The organism is Aquimarina sediminis (genome assembly GCF_002895435.1).
GTDB classification, from domain to species: Bacteria; Bacteroidota; Bacteroidia; order Flavobacteriales; family Flavobacteriaceae; genus Aquimarina; species Aquimarina sediminis.
The window spans coordinates 1-26,808 of record NZ_POYJ01000009.1; the positions used below are offsets into that span (position 1 = coordinate 1).

Below are 26,808 nucleotides of genomic sequence, written 5' to 3' on the forward strand. Positions count from 1 at the left end.
TGATTGGAGTATGAAAATGATATGGGAATACTATACACCCCACTCACATTTAGATTCAGGTTTCCTGAAAGAAAATAGGTAAACGGCTCTCTGGTTGATTGCCCATCATAATAGATTGCATTTGCTGCCACTCCTCCTGTTAAATTAAATAGTTTAGCTTTTCCTATCTGACTTAAATCCTGACCAAATGTGATAACGGAGAAGCAAAACAAAAAGGCCTGAAAGAGTATTTTTGGAATCAAATAATAATATTTTCCTAGTAAAAAAGCAGCAATATTATTCTTTTTTGATGAGGTTCCCAAAAACTTAAAATACTTTTATTAAAACTTCCTAAACTATTCACATTATCAAACACACTACCATACAGTCGACATAAAACAAATTATCTGTGATATTCAACACACCTACAACAAAAAAACAAGTACCTAAAAAACAGACATTTAAAATCAAATCACACTATACAACAATGCGCAATATTTTTCATAACGTCCAAAAATAGTTTGAAATATTTAACAAAAACTCACGGTTTTCAGGGGTTTTATAAATTATCTATAAAAAAATAAGGTTATAATTATCGAATATGGAGTATTCATCATTTTTTTAGTGAAAAGGGATTGTAAAATAAAAAGTACTTCCTTTTTTCTCTTCAGAGGTTAGCCATATCTCTCCTCCGTGAGCTTCTACAATTTTCTTGCAATGAGCCAAACCAATACCAGTTCCCTCATACTTATCTCTAGAATGTAATCTCTGAAAAATAGCAAATATTCGTTCTTGATGCTCCTTAGGTATCCCGATACCATTATCTTTTACAGAAAATTGCCAAAATCCTTTATGTACATTTTTAGGATCTTCTTTTTGGGTAAAGGAGATTTCTATTTTAGGAGAAACATTTGTTTCTCTAAACTTGATACCATTGCTAATAAGGTTTTGAAACAACAAGCGAAGTTCCATTTCTGAGCCTTTAACCTCAGGCAAATTTTCTACCTTAATTTCTGCATCGGTTTTTTCTATGATATTCTTTAAATCGCTTTTTAATTCTTGTATAACTATGTTACAATCGACCATAGAATACTCTTTACTTCTCCCAAGTCGAGAATATTCTAATAGCGCATCTATTAATTTTTTCATACGAATACTAGCGTCTTTTATAAAAGCCATACTCTCTTTTCCTACATCATCAAAACTATCTCCATAATCCTCATCCATTAACCCTATAAAACTAGATATAGTATTCAGGGGTTCTTGTAGATCATGGCTTGCTATATATGCAAATTGCTCCAGCTCTTTGTTTTTTGCTTCTAACTCTAGAGATTGGTTATAGATAGCTAGATTTTTCTCCCTTAATTCTTCTGTAAACCTTTTCTTAGCTTTATAATTTCTATAGATAAAAAAGCTAACTCCAATAGTAAGAATAACAAGGATAATAAGTAATATGTTAAGTTTTTTTTGAACATTAATCTCTGAAGCTTGTACATCTAAAATATTCTCTTGGTCTTTAATCTTTCTTTTTTGTTCAGCCAAGAACTGATTCTGCCTTTCTATTTCTTCCCTACTTTGCCTTATCTTCTCTTCTTGGGCTTTTATAAAAGCTATTTGTTCCTGAATGCTTTTTTCAAGTTCTCCTTCTATTTCGACCTTTTCTTCGTATTTTTTTTGTTGTATTTCACTTTTAGTATAAAGACTTTCTATTTTTTTATTTCGTCTATTAATTTGACTGTCTTTAGTACCAATTTCTTCTAAGTGATCAGTTATTTTCTCTTTCTGATATTGAATCTGTTCTTCTCTATCCTTTATAATAGCTTCTTTTTCGGTTTTATCTTTTTGTACCTTGGTAAGCGTTTTTTCCGTTTTTTTATACAAGTGTTTCCACTTTTCTGAGGAGGTTATTGCATGAGTTTTTAATGAATTTGCCATAGTAAAACCTTCATTTTTCATTCGGTTTGCATTGATCTCGTACTCAAAAGAGTCACCTACATTAACCATATTGATCATAGAAGCATTAAAATTATAATCCTCACTTACCAATAATATATTTTTTCCGGTAATCTTACTAAGAATGTAATGAATCCCATAATTGTACTTATGATTCACGTACAATAACTGAATATCTTTTAAACCTTTAACGGTTTGAAAACGAACAACCTCTACATCTTTATTATGTATTTTCCGTTTATTTGCCATCGCCTGAAGATCCAATATGGTGCGATCAGGTCCTAGTACGCCTATTTTAAAACTTTGGTGTTCTTCGATGTTTGACCAAGATACTTGTTGCGCAAAATTAAAAACAAATATAGCCCGTTGTAACCTTTTTACTTCTTCATTACTTGTATCCTGAGCATTTATTTCTACAGAAGAAAATATAGTAACAACAGATATGAGCAATATAAGCCAATGAGTTTGTATATTACATGTATATTTACACCCAACAATCATAATCTAAGTAATAATCTGAAATAGTAGTTTGCTCCATTAACTCCAAACTGTTGTACTCTTCTGCTATACATAAAACTACCATCTTCTGTATTGGCAGCATGTTTATGCCTGTCTGGGTAAACATTAAAAATATTATTCCCTCCTAATGTGCATTTTACAAAATCATTTATCTGATATGAGATTGCTGTATCTGTTATTAATTTTGGAGAAAAAGTCTGATCTCTGGACTCGATATTACCAGTATAGTCATTGAGTACCCAGTTACTTGGATCACCATCATTAGGGTGAATAAATTTGACTTTACCAAAAACTGTATTCATTACCTGAAATCTAAACTGCCCAAAATCATAGGAAAGCGATGAGTTTACCTTATAATTAGGTTGCGCATATTCTACTCTGGCAATTTCTTCTCTATTAAACAACACATCTTCTTGTCCAATAAGTGCATTAGATACTTTAATAGGTCCATCTACTTTTGTTCTTGTAACATTTGCTCCCAAAGAGGCATTAAACTCACCCATACCAAAAGCTGTCTTATAAAACAGCATAGCATCAATACCAGAAGTTTTAGAATCTATTGCATTAGTAAAAAATTGAGCTGCACCAACATTAAAAGGCTCCAAAATATCTTCATAACCATCTGCAAATCTTCCAGAAAGAACAATTCTATCTTCAATATTAATCAGGTAATAATCAAAACTAAACGTTACATTTTCATTGAGTTTTCCACTCAGACCGGCACTAAAATGGCTAGACAATTCGGGTTTTAGTTTTCCTACATCAAAAGCCTCAGAAGTTACTGCACTTTCATTATTAAAAGTTCCCACCTGTACACTTTCTCCATTAACAAACTGTGTGCTAATATTCTGAAAAAATACTTGATGAAGTGATGGTGCTCTAAACCCCGTAGAAAACCCTGCTCTTATACTAATCTCATCTCTAATTCTATACCTACTTGATAATTTCCAGATTGTCTGACCTCCAAAATCATTGTAGACTTCATATCGACCAGCACCTCTTATAAGTAATTTATCTGTTACATTTGCTTCAAGATCAAGATATCCAGAACTATTCGTTCTAAAACGATTTAGTTCATTTTCTGGTTGAAAACCGGGAAACACCTGCGCCCCTACAATCCTAGGCAACTCTACTCCTAGAGTATTTGTATAAGTACTCCCACCGTCAATATACGAAGCTTCTTCTCCCGCTATAATCTCATAATTCTCAACCCTTAGCTCTGCTCCAAATGCGACATTTACTCCACTAAGCCAATCAAACGTTCTTGAAACATCCAGGTTTGTAGTATTCTGTTTATATATAAACCCTCCAGTATAAAAAGTTCTGGGAGAGGTCACTCCCAATGAAGCATTGTTAGAATTATTTACCGTATAGTCCAGCCTATTAATACCTATTGAATGACTAAAGTCGACATCCCAACCATTTTTTACTCCCTTTATCCCTCCTGTTATGGCATCATCCTGGATATCGGTAAGAATCTCTGGAGAAAATCCATTAGGAAACAATTCTAACACAACCCTATCCTGATCTTTTGGAAATCGATAAAACCCTTTTGATTTACCTTCTCTATAATTTCTACCTCCGTGCATATAAAACGTAGCCAAATCAGACATTGTTATTTCTCCATTAAATGATAATGCCAGGTTTTGTGTTTCTGCACTGCCTATTTCCATTACCTGTTTATCCGAATATCCTGTTTGCCCATAAAAATTATTTTGCTCTATTAAAAGCTGATCCATATCGGCATCATCAGAATATACAGTTCCTGTATAATCTCCAGACCTATTAACTGCTTCTCTATCTCTATATTCTGCAGTAACATTTATATAACCTTCTTTTCCTATTTTTAGTCCAAAATTTGCAGAAGAATATACGGTAAGACCATCTCCTTTTGTATTTATGCCAATTCTATTATCCAATTGAATGATCTCTATTTGTTTTTTTAATATGATATTAATTACACCAGCAATAGCATCAGAGCCATATTGAGATGTTGCTCCATCTCTAAGTACTTCAATCCGTTCTATAGAGGCAATCGGTATAGCATTAAAATCTGTACCTACCGATCCTCTACCTACGGTACCATTAACATTCAAAAGGGCGCTATTATGCCTTCGCTTACCATTAACCAAAACCAAAACCTGGTCTGGTCCCAACCCTCTCAATGTCGCTGGATCTATATGATCCGTACCATCAGCTATTGTTTGATTTGTAGAGTGAAAAGAAGGAATCAAATAATGTAATATATGACTTAGCTCTATCTGAGATGAATTTGTTAATTGTTGCGGTGCAATAATATCTACGGCAGCGGTATTTTTTAAAAGAGATTTTGGCTTAGCCCTAGATCCTAAAGAAACTGGTTGATCAATAGAAAACCCTGTTTCTAAAACAAAATCAACTTTGGTTGTATCTCCTACTTTTACAGCTACCGATTTAGAAACAGAAGTATACATAACAAACCCAGCAGTAACTACATAATCACCCTCGTCAACATCAAAAGTGTAGTTTCCGTTAACATCGGTTGTTGTATTTTTGTCTGTACCCTCAATTGCTACTCTGGCTCCGGGTAAATTACCAAATTGATCAGAAACGTTACCAGATATTACTGCTCTAGATTGAGAAAACCCCATTAATACCGTGCAAAAGCATATTAGACCAGTAAAGTATAACCTATACTGAACTAACAAAATAGGAAGCCTTTTATTAATCCTCGTTTTAATATATTCTTAGTTTAAGTTCTAAATTAGATTATTTTCAAAACTATTACAAGTTCATTCAATATACAAATATATTGGATGAATACAAGAAGTTAAGAAGCCTGTTTATTTATTTCTGAACAATGACCTAAATTTGGAAGTTCGAAATGTTTAGTGACAATATTACAAACAACTTCTTTGGTAAGCATTTTTTTTTGATATTCTTTTATTTCAATAATCCCCTCTGCCTTCTCTTTCTCTTCTTTACTTAACTCGGCGCCAAGCATTAAAACTATAATAGACTCTTTATATTGTTTTTCTAGTTTCTGATACTCTGCAATAAACTCCCAACCATCCATTACCGGCATATTGATGTCCAAAAATATAATTTCTGGAACCATTTCAGACTGAATATAAGTTAATGCTTGTTTTCCGTTTTCTGCTATAAATATCTCTTCAACGCATGCAACTTTTTCTATAATTATCTTATTAAAAAAATTAGTTGACTTGCTATCATCAACTAGTAGAAAACGTTTTAACTTATTCATAATCAAAAATGATTTCTGAGAACATTATCTAATAAATCCAGTGATAAAGGTTTATTTATAAAATCATCAACAGAATGATTTTTGGCAGATTCCCTGACATCATCTGGATTAGAGGAGGTCGATAACAAAATAATTTTAATATCTTTTGTTATACCTGGATTAAGTTTAGAAAACTCAACCAAAAACTCCCATCCATTCATTGCGGGCATGTTTATATCCAAAAAAATAAGGTCAGGTTTAATAGCCGTGTTTTTTTCTACCGCGTTAAGATAATCCAGAGCTGCCAAACCACTTTGTACAGTATTTACCTGACAAAAGTCTTTGTGTCTGGTAACAACTCTTTCATTAAAAAAGTTTGTTGCCTTGTCATCATCGATCAACAAGACACAGTTTACCAATGCATTCATTTATTTTCCCAATTACGCTCAAAGAAAATAAACTTATTTGATATTTCCATAACAAAACTAAATTTTATGTAATAGTTTTCGTTTAAAAACACATATTCAACGACAAATGACTACCCCTTAATTTACTAACTGAAAATCAACATTATATAAGCAACAAAACAACTTTAAAAAAAGTCAAATTTTCTGTCTTTTTAGTTTTGACATACTTTTAATAAAGACTCTAAAAAATAAATGTAAATTTGGTCTATATCGAATACCTATACATTCGAAAATTACAGTAAGGGATATATGCTTGAAAAATTAAAACATAAATGTAGAACTGCATCACTACAGTATATTTATTATGACCATACAGATGATATCCCAAATACTGATTGGAATACAATTAATTCAGATAACAATGTATTTCTTTCTTTAGCATATTTAAGAAGTCTTGAGCAGACTCTCACACACACTATTCGTTTTAGATTTATCATGTTTTATGACAATGAAATTCCTGTTGGTATTGCTGTTACTCAACTTATTAAATTTAATTCGGCACAGTTAACACTACAGGAGTTTCCTTGTAAAATTAGTGATGCTATAAAAAATACGCTATTTAAAAATCTAGATGTTAGAGTTTTGGTTTGTGGTAATTTGTTCTCTTGCGGAGAACATGGTTTTATCTACAATACGAATCATATATCCTCAAAAGTTGCATTTGAAAGTCTATCTGATGCACTAAGAGAACTGCGTAAATCTGAGAATTCTGACAAGCCTTCTTTTATATTATTGAAGGAGTTTTGGCCAGAATCCTTTAACCATAGTGATTATATCAAAGAACATGATTTTAGAGAATTTAAAATTGATGTAAACATGGTCTTACCAATTTCTACTAGCTGGCACACTTTTGAAGACTATTTATCCAGTATGCGAACAAAATTTAGAAGCAGAGCGAAAAAGGTTTTTAAAAAATCTGAAATGATTGTGGTAAAAGATTTCTCTTCTGAAGATATTGATTTTTTTAAAGACCAAATCAATGATCTATATCTTTCTGTTCTCGAAAAGGCAGATTTTCAAATAGGAAGCCTTAATGCATCAACCTTTAAAAGTCTCAAAACATCTTTGAAAGACTCTTTTATGTTTAAAGGATACTTTCTCAACAAAAAACTGGTTGGATTTACCTCTGCTTTTATTCTTAATAATGTAGTTGATGCCAACCATATTGGCATTGATTATAGATATAATACAAGCCATGCTATTTATCAAAAAATGTTGTATGACTATGTAGATTTGGCAATTACTAAAAAAGCTCGCGAACTTAGATTAGGAAGAACCGCAGAAATCATAAAAAGCTGTGTAGGTGCTCAACCAGTAGAAATGAAGCTATATGTACGGCATGGAAATTCGATTTCAAATACACTTTTAAAACCTTTAATAGAGCTAATCTCACCAAGTGAGTATGAGATTAGAAACCCTTTTAAACTTCAATTAGATTAATGGATTCATTAACTCAAATCGTTTTAGGCGCAGCTGTAGGCGAGGCTACCCTAGGCAGAAAAGTAGGTAACAAAGCCATGTTATGGGGCGCAATTGCAGGAACAATTCCTGATCTTGATGTATTATCAAAACACTTTGTAGATAATGTTACTGCCAATGAATTACATCGAGGGTTTTCACACTCTTTACTTTTTTGTTTATTGGCAGCTCCTATTTTTGGGTGGTTAATTGCAAAAATCTATTCGAATAAAGAAGCCGACTGGAGAGACTGGACCAAATTAATGTTTTTAGGACTCTTTACCCACCCTATTCTAGACGCTTTTACAACATGGGGCACGCAGTTATTCTGGCCTTTTACATATAAAGTATCTTTTAAAAACATTTTTGTAGTCGACCCTCTTTATACTGTTCCTTTTTTGATTTTTGTTATTCTGGCAATGTTCTATAAACGAACCCACCCAAAAAGAAAAAAGTTTAATGCACTGGGATTATACATCAGTAGCATATATATGATTATCACATTAGGATTAAAATGGCATACTTATACTATATTCCAGCAAAGTCTTGAAAAACAAGATATTCATTATAAGGAAATTCAAACAAAACCTACACCCCTAAATAGTATATTATGGACTGCCAATGTAGAAACCGAAAACTCTTTTTTGATAGCATATTACTCTATATTAGAAAATGATGATGGTATAGCATTCTCAGAGTTCCCAAAGAATCATCATTTATTAGGAAAGATGAAAGATGATCCTCTGATCCCAAGGTTAGCCACACTAACAGAGGGTTGGTATACAATTGAAAAAAAAGATGATAAAACATTTTTTAATGACTTAAGATTTGGACAATTAGGAGTAGGACAAGAAGCAGACAGGTTTGTGTTTAGTTATGAATTGTTTTATGATAACAGTGGCACACTTCAAGCAAAAGAAAGAGAGAGAAAAATGGGAGAAGCATCTCCTTTGCTCAAAAAACTATTTAGAAGAGTTCTGGGAGATAAATCATAATAACAAACCTCATAAATACATAGTGATTTATGAGGTTTATTTTTTTGCACAGTCTAGTTTTATGCAAATTGGCAAATTACTCCACCCATTAATGCTAGGCAAACAATCCAATACCCCACATTAACAGCAATATACTTAAACCCTTTTCTTTCGAATAAGGCATTTGTACCTAGTACCGGAAGCACTACCATAAGACCTATCATAGTACCATGCAAAGCTCCATGCCCAAAACTCCTAAAATTATTACCATATTTTGACATATACTCCTGTGCATATTGGTTAATTTCTGTACCTGCTTCTGTTAATCCTGGTTCATTCATAATACTAGAGAAAAATCCAAATTGATGAATTACAAAAGTATTAAGTATAAAAGCCAGGAAAAAACTAAAAACATAAGCCAGAATAAAAATCACAGCCATATTTCCTCCTTTGAGATCTTCTTCGGTAAAACCACAAGCATTCATCCAGGCAGTTCCAAAAACTTTTGGGTTATACCATATAAACCCTAATACCATAGGGATTAAAGCTGCCAATGCAGTAATTAAAAAATTAAATTCCATATTAGTTAGTGTTTGATAGTTGTATCTCAAATATAACCAAAATCGATCTTATGAATTTCTACCAAACTAAGTACAACAGCCGAAAAGAAAAAAGGATCAAAAGAATACCAGTAATTTTAAAAAAAACAATAAGTCGTTTAAGCAAAATAAACTTCCTGATTCTTTTGGATAAAAACACTTTTAACAAATCTGTAGTCAATATTCCAGCAAGTACAGATCCTATAAAAATTAGTAAAGACTCAATTGTAGGATATTTATGCTCTCCATAGTTATATACTCCTATCCATACTACAAAAACAAAGGGATTAAAAAAATTAACACTAAACCCTTTCAAAAAAAAAGTATGTACCCCTCTAGAGTGAATTGTAACATTGGTATCATCATTATTATTTTTTATGAGATAACTAATCCCAAGACCAAAGAGTATAAGACTACCTATACCCCCTATCCAAAATTGATTTTGTTCTGCACTTACAAATGTCGAAAGTCCATAATGGCAAAGAAATACGCATAAGATATCACTAAAGATTATTCCTAATGCAACTGCCACTCCTTGTTTTGAACCAAATTGAAGACTACTATTAAGTAACAAAAAAAACACTGGACCTATAAAAATGATCATCCCTACTCCTATAGTAAAACCTTCTATAAACGGCATGAGAACTATTTGATAATTAAACTCTCGTAAATATAGATATTATACTTTTTCTTTTTCAAGAATTTCTATTGTCTCTTTAATCGTTTTACATTCATTAGCATTGTCCCGTTATATTCCTTCTATATACATTGACTGTCTAATAAATTTAGAACAATTTTTTAAGACCCGCTCTGTGTATTTGTTTCTTCCTTTACAAAACACATAAAAATAAGTTTACGGGACATGTAATTGTCATGATACCCTTAAAAGTCAAATAAATAAACTTCTACTGATTATTTGGTTCTTTATACTATCTATTTTTATATTGCAAATCAAACATTCACATTTATGAGCAGTACATATAAGGTTAAAGTAAATACTATTTTTGATTTTGATTTTACCAAAGAAGATGTTTCAAAAATAGATGCTGTAAACAGTTCGACATCCACCCACCATCTACTTCAAGATAACAAATCGTATCATACAGAAATTGTTGAATCCGATTTTAATGCTAAACAATACACTGTAAAAGTTAATCACAACACTTATCAAGTTGATATTGCCAATGAATTGGACGCTAGAATTAAAGAAATGGGATTTTCTTTAGGATCTTCAAAACAAGTAAATACTATCAAAGCTCCTATGCCTGGCTTATTATTGGATATTCAGGTACAGGAAGGTCAGGAAGTAAAGGAAGATGATCCCATACTTATTCTGGAAGCCATGAAGATGGAAAACCTTATTTTATCACCTAGAGATGGTATTATCAAATCTATTTCGGCTACTACTGGTGATGCAGTAGATAAAGGACAATTATTAATTGAATTCGCTTAGTTCATAGATATGAACATCATATAGAACACCTGTTCTAATACTATTTAATATGAAAAAAATACTAATAGCTAACAGAGGTGAAATTGCCATAAGAGTAATGACTACAGCCCATAAAATGGGAATTAAAACAGTTGCAATATACTCTACAGTAGATAGAAATGCTCCTCATGTAAAATTTGCAAACGAAGCCGTTTGTATTGGTGAAGCACCTTCTAATCAATCCTATTTATTAGGCTCTAAAATTATTGAAGTTGCTAAACAATTGGATGTAGATGCAATACATCCCGGATACGGTTTCTTAAGTGAAAATGCAGATTTTGCAGAAGAAGTTGAAAAAAATGATATTATTTTTATTGGTCCTAAATCCAAAGCTATAAAGGTGATGGGCAGTAAACTAGCAGCCAAAGAAGCTGTTAAAGCTTATGATATCCCTATGGTTCCTGGTATAGATGAAGCCATTACTGATGTGGATAAGGCAAAAAAAATTGCTACAGAAATAGGATTTCCAATTTTGATCAAAGCTTCTGCCGGTGGGGGTGGTAAAGGAATGCGCGTTGTAGAAGAAGAAAAAGACCTCGAATCCCAAATGAATAGAGCAATCAGTGAAGCTACTTCTGCTTTTGGAGACGGCTCTGTATTTATTGAAAAATATGTAGCCTCACCACGGCATATAGAAATACAGGTGATGGCTGATAGTCATGGAAATGTAATACACCTTTTTGAAAGAGAATGTAGTGTGCAACGACGACATCAAAAAGTAGTAGAAGAAGCTCCGTCTGCAGTACTTTCGCCAGAGCTACGTGCCAAAATGGGTGAAGCAGCAGTTAAAGTTGCAAAAGCATGTGATTATCTTGGTGCAGGAACAGTAGAGTTTCTTTTGGATGAAAACCATAACTTCTACTTTCTTGAAATGAATACCAGACTACAAGTAGAGCACCCGGTAACAGAGCTGATTACAGGAATTGATCTGGTAGAATTACAAATAAAAGTAGCACGAGGCGAAAAACTCTCTGTACAACAAGAAGATCTAAAAATCAAAGGTCATGCGTTAGAACTACGCATATATGCAGAAGATCCTATGAATGATTTTTTACCTAGTGTTGGTTATTTAGAAACCTATAAAATACCTGTCGGAAAAGGGATTCGGGTAGATAATGGTTTTGAAGAAGGTATGGATATTCCTATCTACTATGACCCTATGCTAGCCAAACTTATTACCTATGGAGCAACTCGTGAAGAAGCTATACAATTAATGATAAAAGCAATTAACAACTATGATATCAAAGGCGTACAAACCACATTACCCTTTGGTAAATTTGTTTTTGAACATGAAGCCTTCAAATCTGGAAATTTTGACACTCACTTTGTAAAAAAACACTTTACTACAGAAATCATACAATCTGCAACAAAAGAAGAAGCCAAAATTGCAGCCTTACTTGCTATGAAACAATATATCGAAGATCAAAAAACAGTACGCATACCAACACTTTAAATTATATGGATTCAAAAATAAAAACATTACAAGATAAAATTGCTCAAGCAAAATTAGGTGGTGGTGAAAAACGTATCGAAAAACAACATCAAAAGAAAAAGCTAACTGCTCGGGAGCGCGTTGAATATCTACTTGACGAAGGTTCTTTTGAAGAGATTGGTATTCTGGTAACCCACCGTACTACTGATTTTGGAATGGATAAAGAGATCTATTATGGAGATGGTGTGGTTACAGGCTACGGAACCGTAAACGGACGATTAATCTATATTTTTGCACAAGATTTTACTGTTTTTGGTGGTGCACTGTCAGAAACGCATGCCGAGAAGATATGCAAAGTAATGGATATGGCAGTAAAAACGGGGGCACCTATTATTGGTCTTAATGACTCTGGTGGAGCCAGAATTCAGGAAGGAGTACGCTCCCTAGGTGGGTATGCAGATATCTTCTACAAAAATGTACAAGCTTCTGGAGTAATCCCCCAGATATCAGCAATTATGGGACCTTGTGCAGGTGGAGCTGTGTATTCTCCTGCTATGACGGATTTCACCATGATGGTAGAAGATACTAGCTATATGTTTGTTACAGGACCTAATGTAGTAAAAACAGTAACTAATGAAGAAGTAACTTCTGAAGAATTAGGAGGTGCCAGTACTCATTCTACAAAATCCGGAGTAGCACATATCACTTCGGCAAATGATATAGAATGTCTCGAAGATGTAAAAAAACTACTAAGTTATCTCCCACAGAGCAACAAAGAGCAACCAAAAAAACTAGAATATACACTTACTGATGAAGTAAGGGATAATCTCTCTACTATTGTTCCTGATAACCCTAACAAGCCTTATGATATGCACGAGGTTATCAGTGGGATTATAGATGCCGATTCATTCTACGAGATTCATAAAGACTATGCCGAGAATATTATTGTAGGTTTTGCCCGTCTTGGCGGAAGAAGTATTGGAATTGTTGCCAATCAACCTCAATTTTTGGCTGGTGTATTGGATGTAAACAGTTCTAAAAAAGCTGCACGCTTTACACGTTTTTGTGATTGCTTTAATATCCCATTATTGGTTCTGGTTGATGTACCTGGATTCTTACCTGGTACTGACCAAGAATGGAACGGTATCATAGTGCATGGTGCCAAATTATTGTATGCTCTAAGTGAAGCTACAGTACCCAAAGTAACAGTGATTACCCGTAAAGCGTACGGTGGAGCATATGACGTAATGAATTCTAAACATATTGGAGCAGATCTTAACTTTGCCTGGCCGTCTGCAGAGATTGCCGTAATGGGAGCTAAAGGAGCTAGCGAAATCATTTTTAGAAAAGAAATAAGCACTGCTGATGATCCTGCTGCTAAACTAGCAGAAAAAGAGACAGAATATGCAGAGAAATTTGCTAACCCATATAGAGCAGCTCAACGTGGTTTTATTGATGAGGTAATCTTACCAGAAAACACCAGAAGAAAACTCATTAAAGGATTTAGTATGCTTGAGAACAAAACAATCGAGCGACCTAACCGAAAACATGGAAATATTCCTTTATAAGGGAACCTTCTTTTAAAGGATTAAAAAAAGTATTAAAACAAATGAGGCTGTCTAAAAGTAAACTTACTTTTTTGGGCAGTCTTATCAATTTTAATGCTCCAAAAAATACTTATCTATTATCTCTTTTATTCTTTCTTCAATCAAAGGTTTATGAATATACTCTTTAACCACTCCACTACTTAGGGCTTTTTGGCTATCTTCAGTATTCATCGACGAGGTAAGCATTGCAATTAAAATCTGCGCTTGTTGCTCTTTTGTCAACTCTTTATATTCATCCAAAAACTCCCAGCCATTCATTACTGGCATGTTTATATCCAAAAATATTATTTCTGGTTGCGGAAATTTTCCATTATCATCTTGGGTAATCAAAAATTCCAGTGCCCGTTTTCCATTCTGAAAAATCTTTATGTTTTTAAAAATATCCAATCGGTTAATAATATATTCATTGTATAAATTGGTATTACTATCATCGTCTACCAACATGATCATATTTAATTTCTTACTCATTTATTAAATTCTTTTTTATCGTGAATAAAAATGTACTCCCTTTGTTTATCTCAGAACGTACCCAGATCTCCCCTTTATGTAGTTCTACAATTCTTTTACAATTTGCCAGACCAATCCCCGTACCGCTGTAGTGATCATTGGTATGTAGGCGTTGAAAAACTTCAAATATCTTATGTCGAAACTTCATATCTATCCCTATACCATTATCAATCACTGCATAAGTATATTCATATGTTCCTTCTTCAAACTCAATTCTAATCTGAGGAACTATAGTATCTTTTCTGTATTTAATGGCATTACAAATTAGATTTAAAAACAACATTCTTAACTCATTTCTATACGCAACAATTTCTGATAAATTATCATAAGATATGATAGCTTTGTTCTTTTTTATTAACTCTGTCAAATCCAACTCAATATTTGCTATGAGTACATTTACATTAATTTTTTCGGGTTTTGCCTTTTTGCCTATTCTCGAGTATTCTAACAAATCTGTAGTAAGACTCCTCATTCTCATGGTAGAATTATCGATAATTTCAATACTCTTTTGTCCTATGCCTTCTAATTTCTCATAGTACCCTTCTTTTAACAGTTTTGAAAAACTAATGATTGTGTTTAATGGTTCTTGCAAATCATGCGATGCTATATAGGTAAAACGAGATAGCTCATCATTTTTGGTCATTATCAACTTGTTAGACACTTCTAAAACCTTCATTTTTTGAATAATGTTTTTAAGAACAATAAAAAATGAAACCACTCCGATTGTTAATATTAAAACTATTAAACCTATTATCACCCTGAGTAGATTACTATTAAAAACTTTGTACTTAAGAACAGTATCATGTGTTCTTTTATCTAGCATTTCAAAAAAATCATGAATTGGTGCCATTATTAACTTCTTATCTTCATGATATTTTTCATCAAACATAATACGTCTAGCCATTTCAAGATTGGGGTTGGCTTTAACAGAAAAATTGCCATTACCGTCATCAAATAACCCTTTTATAGCATTTAAAGCAACCTTCTCGGTCCATACCAACTCATTAGAATTGTTTTCGGCCACTTTTAATTTATCAAATTCGGATTTGGTAAATCCTAACTTCTTCATACTATCCACTAAAGCTATAGTCTTACCATCAGGTCTAGGTAGTTTTCCGTTTCTAATATCAAGTACTTCCCAATATTTATTTTCCCATTTGTTGTCTCCTGTTAAAACATAAGACCTGCAATATCGTGTTAGGTCATCTGAACTTTGCTTTAACTCTTCGGCAATCACATAGGATTTATATCTTACATTCTCTGCCTTTTGCTGTTTTATATGGTTTTTTTGCAAAAGCAAAGTAAGTATAACATTGATAAGCAATGTTATAATTATAGTTATTTGAAAAATCTTAAAAACAATTGATAGTTTCATCGTTACCTACTTTAGAATTATCACCACATTTTGACTAATTGAGTTTAGATTATTATCACTTATTCTATCAGAATACTACCAACTTCAAACTGATACATAGACTACGATCTATGGTTAAAACAAAGGAGGGGTACCTACAGTTATGGTATCGTATAAATTCTTCACTTAAAAATACGAACATTTCTTGATGTATTCTCTTTTTTGAATGTAGTAGTTCCTTATTTTTTCATTTTGTTGAAGAATACTTTTATTTGGCTTTACAATACTGATCATGAGATTACTTATATAACCTCAAACCAAGTATATTCAGGTTTCTATGTCTCCCCGAGCCCGGGAGTCACTTATAGGGTTCCGGGGCGTAGTAAATACCTCCCGGGAACCTTTGATCACCTCCCGGGAAGGGGTTATTCTCCCCCGGGAAGTACTAATCACCTCCCGGGATCGTTTTTATACTCTTTTGAATGTATGGATTACGCACAGGAAATCATCATATTATATAAGCAATGAAAAACACATTAGTTCTTACTCTAAACTCTTTTAGTTTTTTTACTGTTATCCATTTCTAATCTTGCTCCTTGAATTGAAGATACACTAATATCAGAAACTTCTCATCCTTTATACAAAAAGAATATCTAAGTATACTATATTTTAAAAGTAAAGCTCCTCCATCTTTTTGGTATTTTCTATTTCCTAAAAAATGGCTGAAATTAACCCATAATTCATTTTTCTTTTGGCATTACATAGAAGAATGAAATATAATGAAATAGGTCACATCCTAATTTGTCCATACATTTGAATCATAATAAAAGAAAATAGTATTGAACAAAACTACAACTAATTAAAAAAAACTATCATGAAATTATTTAGAAAAAGATTGGGGCTTATTTTGAATTTTTTGGCAACTCTTCCTGGTGCATCAAGCCATGCTATTCACAGATAAAACCTAAATACAAAAAACAACGTATGACAAGAGATTTACTTTAATTTACAAGGGGCTAATTCAAAAAAAGGATGTAAGTGTTATTAGGTACTTATATCCTTTTATTTTTTACCTCATCTAGTAATACAAATTTGTTTTCGTATTTTCTTCTTAAAAAACATCCTTTTCTTTGAATATAGCATATAAGATTTTACCTTGGTCGCCAGAATTAAGCTTTATACTAAAAATAGTTCCCCAGCTATGAGCAACAAACAATCTACCAAATATGCTATTTATACAGTAGCCGTTTTATCGGCTGCATTAATTAATGAATACATCTTAAAATATGTAAAAAGGCGTATTGATCAACAGGGATACCTATTGGTACTTATAGATATGTTGGTCATCGTTTTGATCTTCGCCCCGGCATTTGCTTTGGTAACCAATTATGCTAAAAAAATGTCTAAAGCGTATCTCAAAACCTCTAAAAAGCTTTCTAGTAGAAATAATGGAGTCCTATTAGGTTTTATTGTTGCAATTATAATTTTGTTTATTCTTTATGCCAGTATCAGGCACAATATTAGTGTAATTAATGATTTAAAAGCACTTGTCCCATCTACATTTGTTTCATGAGTTTTATAACTTGATCGTTTGTAAATACGGGATTAGCTCCTTTACTACTAGCAACCATAGCACCAATGGCACATGCATAATCAATAGACTCTTGTGGTTGCCTACCCATAAGCAATTCATTGATCAAAGCTCCCAGAAATGAATCTCCTGCTCCAACCGTATCAACTACTTTTACCTTATACCCCTTACTGCTGTAGAATAAATTTTGATAAAACAATGTTGCTCCATGCTTCCCTTTTGTAATACAGATCTGACTTGTATTTGTCTTACTCGCTATTGCAATTACTTGGTCTTCTGTCGTTTTGGTTTGAATGTTAAGAGCTATACAGATTTCGTCTAATTCTTCTGCATTAAATTTTATAAAATCTGCTTTATTCATTAATAGCAATAATGATTCAATATCATAGTAAGGGGTTCTTAAGTTTACATCCAAAACCTTAAATCTAGCTATATCCAATACCTGCAATAATGTATTCCTTGAGACCTTATTTCTACATATTAGACTACCAAAAACTATCGCATCTGATTCTTGAATCTCTTTTGTCAAATACTCTGAATATTCTATAAAATCCCAGGCAGCAGGGTAACTAATCTCATATGTTGCGGTATTATCCTTATCCAAAGTAACCAACACCTCTCCGGTTTTATAATGAGGATCGATTTGAAAAGCATGTGATGACAATCCTTGCCTTTGTATATAGTCTAATAGCTCTTTTCCTGGCTGGTCTTTTCCTATTCTAGTAATTAGACAAATATCTATTCCTAATGACTTAAGCCTTAAAGCAACATTAAGGGGGGCTCCACCAATCTTTTTGTGATCCGGAAATATATCCCAAAGTACTTCTCCAAAACATGCTATTTTCATCTATGTACATTTATGGTTTATGATCAAATAAGAGCGGTACAATCAAAACATCTTAACATCAATTTGTTGCAACATAATTTTAATAAAAAAGTCTTTTAGTACTCAAAACTGACCTTAAAATTAAGGAAAACCATAATTTATTTTTTGTAAAAAACGCCAGATGATAGGCTTTTGCCCTTTTTTATTCTATCATCTCTATAGGTTTATTAGTATACCATTTTCTGCGATCGGATCTCAAAACTTTTTTTACTTTATAAGACAAAACCTAGCTTACATTCTCATTTCAAATACTTTAAAAATTGCTTTTGCGCATATAATATCTATGAAAAAAAACAACCCTCAGTGGTTAACAACTCCTCTGAGGGTCTAGGCTGAAACGTAAAATCAAACTAACTCAACTTACACTCAATTAAACTTGTTCCAGCTTTTTTTTAATCTAAACGAAATCTTTGTTACTATATTGACAGAATATCCTAAATTGAATTCAGGGGGTTGATTCTATAGTTTTTGTTTCAATATTTTTTCTCTTTTTTTAAGTTTATTTAATATAAATATTTTTTTTTATTATTATTTAAATTTTTCAACCAAAAGATTTTAGGTCTCAGTTAGTTAGTTATTTTATAGATTTTACACCAAAATTATACATCCATTAGCTTCTTTTGAATATTAGTAAGGCATAAATTATTAATACTTCCTATATGGCTGTGTTTTGTATTTTTTTCAGGTTTGTAATGACCATTTTCAATATCCTGACCAATCTTCACATATGCATCTCTAAAAGACATTCCTTGCATCACTAATTCATTTAAAGTATCTACACTAAACAAATAATCATATTTATCATCATCTAATATATTTTGGTTTACACTTACATTTTCTAAAGCATAAATCGCCATTTCTAAAGATGCTTTTAGATCCTGGATGGCCGGAACAACTCCTTCTTTTAGCAATTGTAGATCTCTATGATATCCGCTTGGCAAATTATTAATTAATAAGCTTAATTCATACGGTAATGCCTGAATTTTATTACACTTTCCCCTTATTAACTCAAAGACGTCTGGATTTTTCTTATGTGGCATGATACTAGAGCCTGTTGTAAACTCTGAAGGAATACTCATAAAATCAAAATTTTGACTCATATACAAACATACATCCATCGCTAGTTTGGATAAAGTTGCTGCTATGCTACTCATAGCAAAAGCTGTTGATTTTTCTGATTTCCCCCGGCTCATTTGGGCAGCTACTACATTATATTTTAATGTTTCAAAACCTAATTCTTTGGTGGTAAACTCTCTATCTATCGGAAATGAACTACCATAGCCTGCTGCGCTTCCCAAAGGATTCTGATCTACTGTTTTTAATGCTGCATTTACAAAATGCAGATCATCCACAAAACTTTCGGCATAGGCAGAGAACCAAAGCCCAAAAGATGATGGCATGGCGATTTGTAAATGTGTGTACCCCGGAAGTAATATGTCTTTATACTTCTCTGCACTACTTAGCAAATTGGCTGACAATTCTTTAACCAAGGATTTAATCTGGGTCAATTCATCCTTAAGATATAGATGCATTGCTACAAGAACCTGATCATTACGTGATCTAGCTGTATGAATTCGTTTTCCTGTATCCCCTATCCTTTTGATCAATTCAAATTCGATTTTAGAATGAACATCTTCAAACTGTTCTTCTATTATAAAGGTTCCTTTTTCTATTTCCCTCCCTAATATATTCAATTCTTTTTCAATTTCAGAAATTTCTTTATCCGAAAGTAATCCGATCTTGTGTAACATTTTGGTATGCGCTAATGTTGCCTGCACATCATATTTGGCTATCACCATGTCTAACTGCCTGTCATTGCCTACAGTAAACATATCAATCTTCTGATCTGTAGGTAATCCTTTATCCCAAAGTTTCATCTTCTCTATTTTACTTTTAACCTTATTTATAACCTATCTAAATTAAATATGTGATTTCTGATCGTATCAAAATCAAGTATATCCTATCAAATGATACCTTCGAGAATCTTTATGTATAATTCGACCCCTTCTTTAATCTCATCTATATAAATAAACTCATTTGCAGAATGTGATCGAGTAGAGTCCCCTGGTCCCAATTTTAACGATGGACATCGCAATACAGATTGATCTGATAATGTTGGTGAGCCATATGTGGTTCTTCCTAATGAAACTCCTGATTTTACAATTGGATGATCTATGGATATCGATGACGATCCTAAATCCAAAGACCTGGGTTTAATCTCTACATTGTTTGGCATTTGTTGCTTTACAACCTCCAGAACTTCTTCATTTTTATATTTATCGTTTACTCTTATATCCACCACCAGATCGCATCCTGCGGGTACAACGTTATGTTGTTTACCGGCATTGATTTGCGTTACGGTCATCTTTACTTCTCCTAGCGTTTCAGATTTTTTTTCAAACCTATAAGATTCAAACCACTGTATAACCGGTATAGAATTATAAATGGCATTATCATCGTTGGGGTGCGCAGCATGGCTTGCCGTTCCTCTTATTGATACATCCATGACCAACAAACCTTTTTCTGCAACTGCTAATTGCATCAATGTTGGTTCTCCTACAATCGCAAATTCAACATTTTCAAAATACTTTAATACACTTTTTAATCCTAATGGTCCACTATTTTCTTCTTCGGCAGAGGCTACAATTACAAAATTGTATTTTAGGTCTTTTCTACTATAAAAATAGGTAAAGGTTGCCAGCAATGAAACCAAACATCCACCAGCATCATTGCTACCTAAGCCATATAGTTTTCCATTTTCAACAAAAGCATTAAACGGATCATTTGTATAGTTTCCATTGGGTTTTACCGTATCGTGATGAGAGTTTAACAAAATGGTTTGTTTAGATTCGTCATAATACTTATTATATGCCCAAATATTATTGTTTTCTCTTTTAAAAGGAATAGTATTATATGTAAACCAGTCTTCAATCAATTGAGCTGTTTTATCTTCTTCTGATGAAAACGATTGGGTTTCTATCAGTCTATGCAAAAGTTCTATTGCCTCAGTTGTTAGTTTTGTAATCATCACTTATAGACTTAAGGTTGTGTGTTTAGTAGAAGCATCTTTTATAAAATCTGCATTGGCAATGTGTACTTTATTTACTTGTTTTTGTAATGCATCAAAACAATTCTGAAGCTTTGGGAGCATTCCATCCACAATCACTTTGTTATCAATCAACTCATTATACTTCTTTAAGTCAATATGTTCTATTACAGAATCTTTGTCTTCGATATTTTCTAAAACTCCTTTTAACTCAAAACAATAAAATAATGACACTTCATAGTCTGCACTCATTGCCGAAGCTATTTCTGACGCAATGGTATCTGCATTAGTATTAAATAGTTGTCCCTCTCCATCATGAGTAACGGCACAAAAAACGGGTACTGTTTCTATATCCAAGAATGTTTTTATCATATGGCTATTTACCTGAATCACATCTCCTACATATCCATAGTCCACAAATTTTACTGGTCTTTTCTCAGCCAGAATCACATTGCCATCTGCTCCTGTTAATCCTAATGCGTTACAATGATCTTGCTGCAGCATCGAAACAATTGTTTTATTTATTAACCCTGCATATGTCATTACTACAATGTCCAAATTCTCTGCAGATGTAATTCTTCGACCATCTATCATCTCTGTCTTGATTTTTAGTCTATCTGCAAGTTGTGTTGCTGATTTTCCTCCACCATGAACCAAAATTTTGGATCCTTTTATTTTAGAAAAATCTTTCAGAAAGGAAGCTAGAGCCTTTTTATCTCCTATAATGTTACCTCCTATTTTGGCTACCAATAGCTTTTGTTTTTCCATATTACGATTCTTCTAATATTTTCTTTAAAACTAATTGCGCTGCATATGTTCTATTGTTTGCTTGTTCGATCACAATAGAATTATCACTATCAATAACGGCATCATCTACAACCACATTTCTTCTCACGGGTAAACAATGCATAAACTTAGCATTATTGGTTACTTTCATCTTTTCTTGGGTGATTTTCCAGGAGAGATCATTGACTAATGTTTGACCATAATTTTCATAAGAGCTCCAGTTTTTAACATATACAAAGTCGGCATCTTTTAATGCATTATTTTGGTTGTAATCAATGGGCACCTGCTTAGTAATCTGACTGGCTAACTCAAATCCCACGGGGTGGGTAATTACAAAATGTGCGTCCATACGCTGCATCATCTCTACAAAAGAATTTGCAACTGCCTGTGGTAAGGCTTTTGGATGTGGTGCCCATGATAGTACAACCTTTGGTTTTTTTACTTTCTTATTTTCGGTAATTGTTATAGCGTCTGTTAATGCTTGTAAGGGGTGTTTTGTAGCACTTTCCATATTTACTATAGGAATAGAAGCATATTTCATAAAATTATTTAGTACTTTCTCGCTATAATCATCTTCTCTATTCTCTAGTTTTGCAAAAGCTCTGATTGCCAGCACATCACAATATTGAGAAACCACTTGTGCCGCTTCTTTTACATGTTCAGAGTTTCCTTGATCCATCACAGTACCATCTTCATGTTCTAATGACCAACCCTCACCAGTAAAATTCATCACCAATACATTCATCCCCAGATTCAATGCAGCTTTTTGAGTACTTAAACGTGTACGAAGACTTGGATTAAAAAATAATAAGCCAATGGTTTTATTTTGCCCCAACTGTTTATTGGATAACGGGGCTTTTTTTATTTCAATAGCTTCATTTATCCAATCGGATAATGAGTCTATATCTTCTATAGAAAAGTAATTATTCATTATGTACTACATTATTTATTTTAGTGAATTGTATTTTATTATGAATAGCATTCATTATAAAATCATCATTTAGACCGTTTATAATCCATGTTTCAATATCTGCTTTCTGAGCAATTCTGGTTGCTTCGATTTTAGATTTCATCCCTCCTGTGCCATGAGTAGAAACTGAAGAAATGATTTCATTTTCTAAAGATTCGATATCATAAACTTCAGTAATTGTTTGGCAGGTATTATTCTCTACAGATTCTTTGGTACAAATACCATTAGTATTGGTAGCGATCACCAATAGATCTGCATCGAGTAATGATGCTGTTAACGCTGCCAATTTATCATTATCTCCAAATTGGATTTCATCTGTCGCCACAGTATCATTCTCATTAATAATTGGAATGTAATCATTAGCAATCAAAACATTAATGGTGTTGATAATATTCTCTTGAGACTGTTTTTTTTCAAAATCTGAATAAGACAATAAGCACTGAGATGTTAATAATCCATGATCTCTAAAGCCTTCCTGAAATATTCGCATCAGGTGTGGTTGCCCTATCGATGCCAAAGCTTGCTTTACATTAATCGCTACTCCATTACCATTACTTTCTAGATTCACAAATTGTTTGGCTACAGCAATGGCTCCTGAGCTCACTATTACGAATTCATATGTATCTTGTAAGACCAAAATTTGCCTTCCGATATCCTCAATCTTACCTCTGGATATTTGGTTGGTTCCTTTAGTTAGTACATTAGACCCTAACTTAAGTACTATTCTTTTTTTACCTAATCTGCCCATCACCGTGTATATACCATTTATTAGTTACCAAATGTTGCAATCCGATTGGTCCTCTTTGATGTAATTTATCAGTACTTATAGCTAGTTCTCCACCCAGTCCTAACTCAAATCCGTCTGTAAATCGCGTAGAAGCGTTGTGATAAACTGCTGCACAATCAATAAGAGACATAAATTCATCAGCTATAGACAAATTTCTTGTTATAATTGCTGCAGAATGTCCACCGCTATATGTATTAATTTTCAAAATTGCCTCTGATATATCTTCAGTCTCACCAATCGCTATTTTATAGTCCAAAAACTCTTCCGTCCATATGGTTTCTTCAACTATTTGCCCTACATCTTCGTACTTTGATAAAGACTTGTCTCCTAATATTTCTACATTGTAGTTTTTGAGGGTGGTAATGAGATTTCTTACAAAATCTTCTTTATTAGGGAGGTCTTTGTCGATAAGCACCTTGTCTACGGCATTACATGCTGAGATCTTATCTACCTTACCATTAACAATATTATCTAATGCCAATCCTCTATCTGCCTCTTTATGTACATATACAAAATTGTTACCTCTACCACTTACAATAACAGGACAGGTAGCATGAGTTTTTACAAAATCAATAAGTTTATTTCCTCCTCTCGGGACTATTAAATCCACCTTTTGTGTTGGTTTTTGGAGAAACTCCTGAGTGTTTTTTCTATCATAATTCAAGTACTCTACCCAATCGGTGGTAATATTATTTTGAGACAACGCTTGATGCCATAGTCTTATAATTTCGAGATTAGAATGTAGTGACTCTTTCCCTCCTTTTAGTAAAATCTTATTACCAGATTTAAAAGCAACCCCCGCTGCTTCTATGGTCACATCTGGTCTGGATTCATAAATAATAAGTACAGTTCCAAAAGAAGCTGTTTTATTACATATTTGCATCCCGTTATCATGAGTACATCTAAATCTTTCTACGCCAACAGGATCTTCTTGATTTGATAATTGCCTTAGTGCTTCAATCATTCCATTGACCTTTTTTTGATCCACTTTCAAGCGATCTTGCATAGCCAGATCACCATCAGAAAATTTTTCGAGATCTTTTAGGTTGGCTGCTATGATCGCATTCCTGTTTTGATCTACAAGAATCATCATATCTTCTAAAACCGAATTTCTCTGTACTATACTTAGTGGTGTATTCATAATCCTACTTTCTCTCCTTCCAGAACACTGTGCAATGCTTTTATAAGTTGATCTATTTCTCTTTTTCCTATTGTTAGTGGTGGAAGTATTCTTAGCAATTTCTTGTTCATGGCTCCTCCTGTGAAAATATGTTGATCATAGATCATCTTTTTTCGTAGTTCACCGACTTCAAAATCAAATTCTAATCCCAGCATTAACCCCTTTCCTTTTACTTTTTGCACACCTGGCAATTGTTTTGCAATAGACTCAAAATACTCTCCAGTTAATTTGGCATTATCTATTAGGTTTTCGGTTTCTATAACTTCTAACACGGCTATGGCCGCCGCACAAGCAAGGTGGTTACCACCAAAAGTGGTTCCTAACATTCCGAATTCTGGATTAATATGTGGTGCTATCATAATCCCTCCAACCGGAAAACCATTACCCATCCCTTTTGCTATCGATATAATATCCGGTGTAATCCCATGATACTGATGAGCAAAGAATTTTCCTGTTCTCCCATAACCAGATTGCACTTCATCCAAAATTAAAACTACTCCAAACTCATGGCACAATGTTTCTAACTCAGTAAAAAATTGAGTAGTGCCTTCATCTAATCCTCCCACTCCTTGTATTGGTTCTATTATTAGTGCACATACATCTCCTTTTGCTAATTCAGTTTTAACAAGATCTATTTGATTTAATGGCAAAAAAGTAACCTCTTGCTGAGCATTTAGTGGTGAATTGATTTTGGCATTATCTGTAGCGGCAACCGCGGCAGATGTTCTACCATGAAAACCATTACTAAAAGCTACTACTCTAGATTTGCCTGTATAGAAAGAAGCTAGTTTTAATGCATTTTCATTAGCTTCTGCTCCAGAATTACACAAAAACAATTGATACTCTTCATATCCTGATAATTTGCCAAGTTTTTCTGCCAGTTTGGTTTGCATGCTATTTTGAACGGCATTAGAATAAAAGCCAATCTTTTCTACCTGCTCTTTTAATCTTTTTACATAATGAGGATGAGAATGACCGATAGAAATCACGGCATGTCCTCCGTACATATCTAAGTATTCAGTGCCATTTTTATCTACCACTATGCAATCATAGGCATTCACTGGTTCTACATCATATAACGGATATACGTCAAAAAGTTTCATAATATTAGGTTGTTGGTTAATTTCTTAATAGTTAACAGTAAATTATCGATCAACTGACTACTTATAAATGATCAATTATTTTATTGTATTTATTTTTTCATAAGAAGCCATCACTCCTTTAATCACAGAAGAACTTAGCCCTCTATGTTCCATTTCATTTAAACCTTCTATGGTACATCCTTGTGGAGTGGTCACTTTATCAATTTCACATTCCGGATGTGTTCCATTTTCTGCTACCAATGTTGCTGCTCCCATAGCTGTTTGTACGGCAATAATCTGTGCTTCATGAGGATGAAATCCCATTTGGATACCTCCTTGAATCATAGCTCTTAAAAATCTAAGAAAAAAGGCAATACCACTTGCTCCCAAAACTGTCGCTGCTTGCATTAGTCGTTCTTCTATAACTAGTGTTTTACCAATAGTATCAAACATTTTTTGAACCATTGTTAGCTCCTCTGTTACATCATCATTAGCAGCGATACAAGTCATTGATAATTTTTTGGAAGCCCCGGTATTTGGCATCACTCTAATCACCTTATTTTCAGGAATCACTTCATTAATTTCAGAAATTGAAGTCCCCGTAACTGTAGAAATCAATACTTGATCAATTGTTACTACATCTTTTACTTCTTGCAAAACACTATCTAATTGCCTTGGTTGTACACACAGAATTATCCATTCTACATCGATAATAGATTCTATAATGTTTTGCGAAGTAGATACTCCTAAATTTTCTTCTATTTCTTTAAGGTTGTATTTTGACTTGTCTACCACAGTGATCGACTCTGCTTCAAACAAATTACTGCTTGCTAGTCCTGAGATTATTGATTTTCCCAGGTTACCTCCTCCTATGATTGTTATTTTATTCATTTTAATTCTGTTTTTTGATTCGAGT

General features: G+C 33.2%; 23 protein-coding genes and 1 pseudogene. 6 read left to right on the forward strand and 18 right to left on the reverse strand.

Translation table 11 applies throughout. The annotated features are described in order from the left end of the window. The 5 genes and pseudogenes from C1X07_RS17420 to C1X07_RS17440 form a co-directional block, all read right to left on the reverse strand. Positions 1-302, reverse strand: a pseudogene (locus C1X07_RS17420) (hypothetical protein); the annotation flags it as partial. A gap of 298 nt (positions 303-600) precedes the next feature. Beyond that, a complete protein-coding gene (locus C1X07_RS17425) occupies positions 601-2,382 on the reverse strand; it encodes a YfiR/HmsC family protein (RefSeq protein WP_164914189.1) in 1,782 nt (593 codons plus the stop codon). Between the two features lie 47 nt (positions 2,383-2,429). Continuing rightward, positions 2,430-5,081 (reverse strand): TonB-dependent receptor, encoded by a 2,652-nt coding sequence (locus C1X07_RS17430; RefSeq protein WP_103071317.1) that lies wholly within the window; start codon positions 5,079-5,081, stop codon positions 2,430-2,432. A gap of 179 nt (positions 5,082-5,260) precedes the next feature. Then, entirely contained in the window at positions 5,261-5,695 is a 435-nt protein-coding gene (locus C1X07_RS17435; RefSeq protein ID WP_103071318.1) for a response regulator, read from the reverse strand. A gap of 2 nt (positions 5,696-5,697) precedes the next feature. Then, the gene (locus tag C1X07_RS17440) at positions 5,698-6,102 is read right to left on the reverse strand and encodes a response regulator (RefSeq protein ID WP_103071319.1); all 405 of its coding nucleotides are present in this window, start codon (positions 6,100-6,102) and stop codon (positions 5,698-5,700) included. 288 nt (positions 6,103-6,390) lie between these two features. Here C1X07_RS17440 and C1X07_RS17445 point away from each other — a divergent pair, with 288 nt between their 5' ends. After that, complete coding sequence (locus tag C1X07_RS17445; protein WP_103071320.1) at positions 6,391-7,581, forward strand: hypothetical protein; 1,191 nt, start codon at positions 6,391-6,393, stop codon at positions 7,579-7,581. Further along, positions 7,581-8,594, forward strand: coding sequence for a metal-dependent hydrolase (locus C1X07_RS17450; RefSeq protein ID WP_103071321.1), 1,014 nt, complete (start codon positions 7,581-7,583; stop codon positions 8,592-8,594). Before C1X07_RS17445 ends, C1X07_RS17450 begins: the two co-directional genes overlap by 1 nt. 59 nt (positions 8,595-8,653) lie before the next feature. On the opposite strand, the gene C1X07_RS17455 is transcribed toward C1X07_RS17450, so the two are convergent. Together C1X07_RS17455 and C1X07_RS17460 are read right to left on the reverse strand one after the other, a co-directional pair. Continuing rightward, positions 8,654-9,154, reverse strand: a complete 501-nt coding sequence (locus C1X07_RS17455; protein ID WP_103071322.1) for a DUF1761 domain-containing protein — start codon at positions 9,152-9,154, stop codon at positions 8,654-8,656. Between the two features lie 58 nt (positions 9,155-9,212). Continuing rightward, a complete protein-coding gene (locus tag C1X07_RS17460) occupies positions 9,213-9,812 on the reverse strand; it encodes a LysE family translocator (protein WP_103071323.1) in 600 nt (199 codons plus the stop codon). Between the two features lie 327 nt (positions 9,813-10,139). Between C1X07_RS17460 and C1X07_RS17465 the strand changes: the two genes are divergently transcribed. From C1X07_RS17465 to C1X07_RS17475, 3 genes are read left to right on the forward strand one after another with little or no spacing between them, the layout of a single operon-like run. Further along, the gene (locus C1X07_RS17465; RefSeq protein WP_103071324.1) at positions 10,140-10,625 is read left to right on the forward strand and encodes an acetyl-CoA carboxylase biotin carboxyl carrier protein subunit; all 486 of its coding nucleotides are present in this window, start codon (positions 10,140-10,142) and stop codon (positions 10,623-10,625) included. A gap of 49 nt (positions 10,626-10,674) precedes the next feature. Then, on the forward strand, positions 10,675-12,117 hold the full coding sequence (gene accC / locus C1X07_RS17470) for an acetyl-CoA carboxylase biotin carboxylase subunit (RefSeq protein WP_103071325.1): 1,443 nt from the start codon (positions 10,675-10,677) through the stop codon (positions 12,115-12,117). 5 nt (positions 12,118-12,122) lie between these two features. Further along, the gene (locus C1X07_RS17475) at positions 12,123-13,664 is read left to right on the forward strand and encodes an acyl-CoA carboxylase subunit beta (protein WP_103071326.1); all 1,542 of its coding nucleotides are present in this window, start codon (positions 12,123-12,125) and stop codon (positions 13,662-13,664) included. Between the two features lie 90 nt (positions 13,665-13,754). On the opposite strand, the gene C1X07_RS17480 is transcribed toward C1X07_RS17475, so the two are convergent. Both C1X07_RS17480 and C1X07_RS17485 read right to left on the reverse strand, forming a co-directional pair. Beyond that, entirely contained in the window at positions 13,755-14,171 is a 417-nt protein-coding gene (locus C1X07_RS17480; protein ID WP_103071327.1) for a response regulator, read from the reverse strand. Beyond that, positions 14,164-15,585 carry a sensor histidine kinase gene (locus tag C1X07_RS17485; protein ID WP_103071328.1) on the reverse strand — a complete coding sequence of 474 codons (1,422 nt, stop codon included), beginning with the start codon at positions 15,583-15,585 and terminating at the stop codon, positions 14,164-14,166. The genes C1X07_RS17480 and C1X07_RS17485 overlap by 8 nt, the downstream gene beginning before the upstream one ends. A gap of 1,180 nt (positions 15,586-16,765) precedes the next feature. Between C1X07_RS17485 and C1X07_RS17490 the strand changes: the two genes are divergently transcribed. Continuing rightward, a complete protein-coding gene (locus C1X07_RS17490) occupies positions 16,766-17,137 on the forward strand; it encodes a hypothetical protein (RefSeq protein ID WP_103071329.1) in 372 nt (123 codons plus the stop codon). On the opposite strand, the gene C1X07_RS17495 is transcribed toward C1X07_RS17490, so the two are convergent. The 9 genes from C1X07_RS17495 to proC form a co-directional block, all read right to left on the reverse strand. Next, positions 17,121-18,002 (reverse strand): carbohydrate kinase family protein, encoded by an 882-nt coding sequence (locus C1X07_RS17495; RefSeq protein ID WP_103071330.1) that lies wholly within the window; start codon positions 18,000-18,002, stop codon positions 17,121-17,123. The genes C1X07_RS17490 and C1X07_RS17495 overlap by 17 nt on opposite strands. A 638-nt stretch (positions 18,003-18,640) precedes the next feature. Beyond that, entirely contained in the window at positions 18,641-19,918 is a 1,278-nt protein-coding gene (argH, locus tag C1X07_RS17500) for an argininosuccinate lyase (protein ID WP_103071331.1), read from the reverse strand. An 86-nt stretch (positions 19,919-20,004) separates the two neighbouring features. Beyond that, entirely contained in the window at positions 20,005-21,069 is a 1,065-nt protein-coding gene (locus C1X07_RS17505) for a M20 family metallo-hydrolase (RefSeq protein WP_103071332.1), read from the reverse strand. A gap of 3 nt (positions 21,070-21,072) precedes the next feature. Continuing rightward, on the reverse strand, positions 21,073-21,855 hold the full coding sequence (gene argB, locus C1X07_RS17510; protein ID WP_103071333.1) for an acetylglutamate kinase: 783 nt from the start codon (positions 21,853-21,855) through the stop codon (positions 21,073-21,075). Between the two features lies 1 nt (position 21,856). Further along, entirely contained in the window at positions 21,857-22,804 is a 948-nt protein-coding gene (locus C1X07_RS17515; protein WP_103071334.1) for an N-acetylornithine carbamoyltransferase, read from the reverse strand. Beyond that, positions 22,797-23,591 carry a glutamate 5-kinase gene (proB, locus tag C1X07_RS17520; RefSeq protein ID WP_103071335.1) on the reverse strand — a complete coding sequence of 265 codons (795 nt, stop codon included), beginning with the start codon at positions 23,589-23,591 and terminating at the stop codon, positions 22,797-22,799. Before proB ends, C1X07_RS17515 begins: the two co-directional genes overlap by 8 nt. Further along, entirely contained in the window at positions 23,575-24,771 is a 1,197-nt protein-coding gene (locus tag C1X07_RS17525) for a glutamate-5-semialdehyde dehydrogenase (RefSeq protein ID WP_103071336.1), read from the reverse strand. The genes proB and C1X07_RS17525 overlap by 17 nt, the downstream gene beginning before the upstream one ends. Then, positions 24,768-25,913: an aspartate aminotransferase family protein gene (locus C1X07_RS17530; protein WP_103071337.1), complete on the reverse strand. Its 1,146-nt coding sequence runs from the start codon at positions 25,911-25,913 to the stop codon at positions 24,768-24,770. The genes C1X07_RS17525 and C1X07_RS17530 overlap by 4 nt, the downstream gene beginning before the upstream one ends. Before the next feature lie 75 nt (positions 25,914-25,988). Continuing rightward, positions 25,989-26,783, reverse strand: a complete 795-nt coding sequence (gene proC, locus C1X07_RS17535) for a pyrroline-5-carboxylate reductase (RefSeq protein WP_103071338.1) — start codon at positions 26,781-26,783, stop codon at positions 25,989-25,991. Between the last annotated feature and the right edge of the window lie 25 nt (positions 26,784-26,808).

Excerpts from the sequence above, each read along its gene's own strand:
- C1X07_RS17430 (WP_103071317.1), bottom strand. The coding sequence starts at position 5,081 with ATGGGGTTTTCTCAATCTAGAGCAGTAATATCTGGTAACGTTTCTGAT.
- C1X07_RS17435 (WP_103071318.1), bottom strand. The coding sequence starts at position 5,695 with ATGAATAAGTTAAAACGTTTTCTACTAGTTGATGATAGCAAGTCAACT.
- C1X07_RS17440 (WP_103071319.1), bottom strand. The coding sequence starts at position 6,102 with ATGAATGCATTGGTAAACTGTGTCTTGTTGATCGATGATGACAAGGCA.
- C1X07_RS17445 (WP_103071320.1), top strand. The coding sequence starts at position 6,391 with ATGCTTGAAAAATTAAAACATAAATGTAGAACTGCATCACTACAGTAT.
- C1X07_RS17450 (WP_103071321.1), top strand. The coding sequence starts at position 7,581 with ATGGATTCATTAACTCAAATCGTTTTAGGCGCAGCTGTAGGCGAGGCT.
- C1X07_RS17455 (WP_103071322.1), bottom strand. The coding sequence starts at position 9,154 with ATGGAATTTAATTTTTTAATTACTGCATTGGCAGCTTTAATCCCTATG.
- C1X07_RS17460 (WP_103071323.1), bottom strand. The coding sequence starts at position 9,812 with ATGCCGTTTATAGAAGGTTTTACTATAGGAGTAGGGATGATCATTTTT.
- C1X07_RS17465 (WP_103071324.1), top strand. The coding sequence starts at position 10,140 with ATGAGCAGTACATATAAGGTTAAAGTAAATACTATTTTTGATTTTGAT.
- accC (WP_103071325.1), top strand. The coding sequence starts at position 10,675 with ATGAAAAAAATACTAATAGCTAACAGAGGTGAAATTGCCATAAGAGTA.
- C1X07_RS17475 (WP_103071326.1), top strand. The coding sequence starts at position 12,123 with ATGGATTCAAAAATAAAAACATTACAAGATAAAATTGCTCAAGCAAAA.
- C1X07_RS17480 (WP_103071327.1), bottom strand. The coding sequence starts at position 14,171 with ATGAGTAAGAAATTAAATATGATCATGTTGGTAGACGATGATAGTAAT.
- C1X07_RS17485 (WP_103071328.1), bottom strand. The coding sequence starts at position 15,585 with ATGAAACTATCAATTGTTTTTAAGATTTTTCAAATAACTATAATTATA.
- C1X07_RS17490 (WP_103071329.1), top strand. The coding sequence starts at position 16,766 with ATGAGCAACAAACAATCTACCAAATATGCTATTTATACAGTAGCCGTT.
- C1X07_RS17495 (WP_103071330.1), bottom strand. The coding sequence starts at position 18,002 with ATGAAAATAGCATGTTTTGGAGAAGTACTTTGGGATATATTTCCGGAT.
- argH (WP_103071331.1), bottom strand. The coding sequence starts at position 19,918 with ATGAAACTTTGGGATAAAGGATTACCTACAGATCAGAAGATTGATATG.
- C1X07_RS17505 (WP_103071332.1), bottom strand. The coding sequence starts at position 21,069 with ATGATTACAAAACTAACAACTGAGGCAATAGAACTTTTGCATAGACTG.
- argB (WP_103071333.1), bottom strand. The coding sequence starts at position 21,855 with ATGGAAAAACAAAAGCTATTGGTAGCCAAAATAGGAGGTAACATTATA.
- C1X07_RS17515 (WP_103071334.1), bottom strand. The coding sequence starts at position 22,804 with ATGAATAATTACTTTTCTATAGAAGATATAGACTCATTATCCGATTGG.
- proB (WP_103071335.1), bottom strand. The coding sequence starts at position 23,591 with ATGGGCAGATTAGGTAAAAAAAGAATAGTACTTAAGTTAGGGTCTAAT.
- C1X07_RS17525 (WP_103071336.1), bottom strand. The coding sequence starts at position 24,771 with ATGAATACACCACTAAGTATAGTACAGAGAAATTCGGTTTTAGAAGAT.
- C1X07_RS17530 (WP_103071337.1), bottom strand. The coding sequence starts at position 25,913 with ATGAAACTTTTTGACGTATATCCGTTATATGATGTAGAACCAGTGAAT.
- proC (WP_103071338.1), bottom strand. The coding sequence starts at position 26,783 with ATGAATAAAATAACAATCATAGGAGGAGGTAACCTGGGAAAATCAATA.